3 protein-coding genes are annotated in these 4,924 nt (G+C 74.0%); all 3 read left to right on the plus strand.

Annotation, left to right across the window (positions count from 1 at the left end; translation table 11 throughout):
• Positions 1-194 precede the first annotated feature (194 nt).
• Entirely contained in the window at positions 195-1,391 is a 1,197-nt protein-coding gene (gene metK / locus ACY45C_RS02650; protein ID WP_462186069.1) for a methionine adenosyltransferase, read from the plus strand.
• Between the two features lie 167 nt (positions 1,392-1,558).
• Positions 1,559-3,754 carry a primosomal protein N' gene (locus ACY45C_RS02655; protein WP_462186070.1) on the plus strand — a complete coding sequence of 732 codons (2,196 nt, stop codon included), beginning with the start codon at positions 1,559-1,561 and terminating at the stop codon, positions 3,752-3,754.
• Between the two features lie 315 nt (positions 3,755-4,069).
• On the plus strand, positions 4,070-4,924 hold an 855-nt coding region (fmt, locus tag ACY45C_RS02660; protein ID WP_462186071.1), incomplete at its 3' end, for a methionyl-tRNA formyltransferase.

Genomic DNA, 4,924 nt, shown 5'->3' on the forward strand with positions numbered 1-4,924 from the left:
CTGGACCCCCGCGGTGGCGAGACGGCCATCGAGCGCACGAGCAAGGACCTCCTCGCGCATCGGATCCTCGACCTCGTGGTCGGCCTTACGGCCGATCGGACCGATGGAACGCCCGCCGAGGCGCTGCGTGTACCCCTCGCGGCACCTCGGTAAGCTTCGTCGGAATCAACCGGATCACCCAGGGGGTTAGTCCAGTGGCGACGCGCCTGTTTACGTCCGAGTCCGTCACCGAGGGGCATCCGGACAAGATCGCCGATCAGATCAGCGACTCGATTCTCGATGCCATGATCAAGGATGACCCGAAGAGCCGGGTCGCCGTGGAGACACTCATCACGACGGGTCAGGTCCACGTCGCCGGCGAGGTCACCACAAAGACCTACGTCGACATCGCCTCCGTCGTCCGCGAGCGCATCCTGGAGATCGGTTACGATTCCTCCAAGAAGGGCTTCGACGGCGCGTCCTGCGGCGTCAGCGTGTCGATCGGCGCGCAGTCCCCGGACATCGCCCAGGGCGTCGACACGGCGCACGAGACCCGCGTCGAGGGTTCCGCCGACGACGAGTTCGACCGGCAGGGCGCCGGCGACCAGGGCCTGATGTTCGGGTTCGCCTGCGACGAGACCCCTGAGCTCATGCCGCTGCCGATCGCGCTGGCGCACCGCCTCGCCAGGCGGCTGTCCGCGGTCCGCAAGGAGGGCCAGGTCGGCTACCTGCGCCCGGACGGTAAGACCCAGGTGACCATCGAGTACGTCGACGGGAAGCCGGCCCGGCTCGACACGGTCGTCGTCTCCTCCCAGCACGCCGCCGATATCGATCTGGACACCCTGCTCGCGCCGGACATCGCCGAGTACGTCGTCGAGCCGGAGCTGGCCCTGCTCGAGATCGCCACCGAGGGGCGCCGGCTGCTGGTCAACCCGACCGGCCGGTTCGAGATCGGCGGCCCGATGGGTGACGCCGGCCTGACTGGCCGTAAGATCATCGTCGACACCTACGGCGGTTACGCCCGCCATGGCGGTGGCGCCTTCTCCGGCAAGGACCCGTCCAAGGTCGACCGCTCCGCCGCGTACGCGATGCGCTGGGTCGCCAAGAACGTCGTCGCCGCGGGTCTCGCCAGCCGCTGTGAGGTCCAGGTGGCGTACGCGATCGGCAAGGCGCAGCCGGTCGGCTTGTTCGTGGAGACCTTCGGCACCGGAACCGTCCCGGACATCCAGATCCAGGACGCGGTGACGAGCGTGTTCGACCTCCGTCCCGCAGCGATCATCCGGGATCTGGACCTGCTGCGGCCGATCTACGCCCAGACGGCCGCCTACGGCCACTTCGGTCGCCCCGAGCTCGATTTCACCTGGGAGTCCACCGCACGCGCCGAGGCTCTCCAGCGCGCCGTCAAGGGCTGACCCGACGCTCGTCTCCCGCCCCCGCGGGACCCCTGCCACGCGGGTCCCGGGAGCGGATCGGGAGATCGGGGAGGTCGTGTCCCGCCGGTCGCCGTCCCGGCGAGGGAACGGGGTCGGAGGATGAACGGGGTCGGAGGATGTCGTAGGCGGCTGGTACGAATGCCGTCATGACCGAGCACCCCGGCACCCTCCCCGGCCTCAGCCCGTCAGCGGCCGGCCCGGGGGGTGCCCGGTCGGGGGCTTCGCGGTCAGGGGCTTCGCGGTCGGGAATTTCGCGCTCCGCGGGTCCCGGTTCGCCGCGGCCGCTCGCCGCGCGGCTGCCGGTGGCGCGGGTTGCCGTCGACACTCCGCTCGCCCATCTCGACCGCCCCTTCGACTACCTCGTGCCGGCGGACCTGGCTGACCTGGCGGTGCCGGGGTCCCGGGTCCGGGTCCGGTTCGCGGGCCGGCTGGTCGACGGGTTCGTGCTGGAGCGTCGCGAGAGTTCCGACCATTCCGGTCAGCTCGCGCCGCTGGCCCGGTCGATCTCGCCGGAGCCTGTGCTGTCCGAGTCCGTCGCGAAACTCGCCCGCGCGGTTGCCGATCGTTACGCCGGCACGCTGGCCGACGTCCTCCGGCTCGCCGTGCCTCCCCGCCACGGCCGGGCGGAGGTTGTCTCACCGAGGCTTGAGGCTGTGCCGCCGGGGCTTGAGGCTGTGCCGCCGGAACCCGGCGAGTGGGGCCGCTATCCCACGGGTCCGTCGATGCTCACCGCCCTGGCTGCGGGCAGGTCACCGAGGGCGGTCTGGTGGGCCCCGCCCGGCCCCGCCTGGCCGGAGATGATTGCCACCGCGGCCGCCGCTACGGCGGCGTCCGGTCGCGGCGTACTCGTCGTCGTACCCGATCATCGTGATGTCGATCGGGTCGAGGCGGCGATGGTCGCCGCGGTCGGTCGGGAGACCACCATCGCACTGCGGGCCGATCTAGGCCCGGCCCGGCGGTATCGCGCGTTCCTCGCGGTCAGCCGCGGACAGGCGCGGGCGGTGGTGGGTACCCGCGCGGCGATGTTCGCGCCCGTGGCCGAGCTCGGCTTGGTGGTGGTGTGGGATGACGGTGACGACCTGCATGCTGAGCCGTTGGCCCCGTACCCGCACGCCCGAGACGTCGCCGTCCTGCGCTCCCGGCTCCAGGGGTGCGCGCTCGTGATCGGCGGGTTCTGCCCGTCGACGGATGCCGAGGCGCTGGTGCGCACGGGGTGGGCGCACCCGGTGGTGCTGCCCCGGGAGCAGGTACGCGCGCTGGCTCCCCGGGCCGAGGCCACCGGCTCCGACCTCGAACACGCCCGTGATCCCGCAGCCCGGGCGGCGAGGCTGCCCTCCCTCGCGGTGCGGACCGCCCGGGATGCGCTGGCGGCCGGTCTGCCGGTACTGGTCCAGGTGCCGAGGAGGGGATATCAGCCGTCACTGGCCTGCGCGGCCTGCCGGCGGCCCGCCCGGTGCCCGCGCTGTCAGGGGCCGCTGGGCCGGGCGGCGGGCGGTGGTGCGCTCTCCTGCCGGTGGTGCGGCCGTCCGGTCGCCGCGGCGGTCTGGCACTGCCCGTCCTGTTCGGGCCCGCGGCTGCGCGCCTCGGTGACGGGAGATCGTCGTACGGCGGAGGAACTGGGGCGGGCCTTTCCCGGCGTCCCGGTCCGCACCTCCGGCCGGGACGGGGTGCTCGCCACCGTGCCCGCCGAACCGGCCCTCGTCATCTCGACCCCGGGGGCGGAGCCCGTGGCGGACGGCGGCTATGGGGCGGTGCTGCTCCTCGACGGCTGGGCTCTGCTGGGCCGTCCCGACCTGCGTGCGGGGGAGGAGACTCTGCGCCGGTGGACCGCCGCCGCCGCGCTCGCCCGGCCCGCCGCGCGCGGGGGGCGGGTCATCGTCGCGGCCGACGCCGGACTCGGGCCGGTCCAGGCGCTCGTCCGTTGGGATCCCGGCACGTTCGTCGCCCGGGAGGCCGACGAGCGGGCGGAGCTGGGGTTCCCGCCGGCGACCCGGATGGCGTCCGTAGCGGGCACCGCCGCGGCGGTCGCGGAGCTGCTGGCCGCCGTCGAGCTTCCCGACGGCGCCGATGTGCTCGGGCCGGTACCGCTGCCCCCCGCACCGTCCGCGCGGGCCGTTCTCGACGGCGCGAACCAGGGCGATCCGTCCGCCGTGGGCGCCGGGCAGCGCGGCCCCGACAGCGCCACCTCCGGCCCCGAGGAGATCGAACGGGTCCTGATCCGGGTCCGGCGCGAGCGCGGCGCGGCCCTGGCGGCCTCGCTGCGATCCGCTCGCGGCGTCCTCGCGACCCGGCGAACCACCGGCCGGTTACGGATCCAGCTCGACCCCCTGGTCCTCGGGTAGCGCCGGCAGGTGGTCCTCGGGTAGCGCCGGCGTGGTCTGGTTCGTACCGCCTGGCGTGGCCCCGCACACCACGGCCGGCTTCGCGCCATGGCTCATGATCCCCGGTCGCGGGCCCGGCCCGGACCGCGGCTGTCCGCCACCTCCGAGCGCCGGCGGGGTACGGTCGTCGGCGGCGACAGGCCTGTGGACGTCAGCCCGTACTCCCGGCCGGAGAACGGCGGGATGGTCCCGGCCCGGTCGGACACCTCGGATCGATGACCCCCGGAGACGGTCACGGCGTCGGCAATGACGTCGCGACGGATCGGTGCTTCGCGTATGCGTCTTGTTTTCGCCGGTACCCCGGCGGTGGCTCTGCCCAGCCTGCGGGCGTTGATCGACAGCCCGCGCCATGACGTGGTCGCGGTTGTCACCCGGCCCGATCGGCCCTCCGGGCGGGGGCGGAAGGTGAAGCCGCCCCCCGTCCACGTCCTGGCCGACGAGGCCGGCATCCCGGTGCTGAGCCCGGACCGGCCCCGGGACCCGGAGTTCCTGGCCACGCTTGCCGGCCTCGGGCCCGACTGCTGCCCGGTGGTGGCCTACGGCGCGCTGCTACCGCCTGCGGCGCTCGCTATTCCCCGCCACGGCTGGGTGAACCTGCACTTCTCCCTGCTGCCGGCCTACCGCGGGGCGGCTCCGGTGCAGCGCACCCTGCTCGCCGGGGACGACCTGACCGGCGCGAGCGTCTTCCAGATCGAACCGGCGATGGACTCCGGTCCGGTCTACGGTGTCCTCACCGAGCGGGTTCGGCCGACGGATACCTCCGGTGACCTGCTGGACCGGCTCGCCGAGGCCGGCGCCGGGCTGCTGGTCGCGGTGATGGACGGCATCGCCGACGGGACGGTACGGCCCGTGGCCCAGCCCGCCGAGGGGATCTCCTTCGCGCCGAAGCTGACCGTCGAGGAGGCCCGGATCGACTGGACGAAGCCGGCGATCGCGGTGGATCGGCTGGCGAGGGCCGCCACTCCCGCGCCGGGAGCCTGGACGACGTTCCGCGACCGGCGGCTCAAGATCGGCCCGGTGCGCCTCGGTGCGGTGCCCGGTCGGTCGGCCGGGCCGGTAGCGATGCCCGCCGGGCTGCCGGCGGGTCAGATCATGGTGCTCCCCGGCGGGGACGTGGCGGTCGGCACGGGC

The sequence above is a fragment of the Frankia sp. CcWB2 genome (assembly GCF_977927585.1).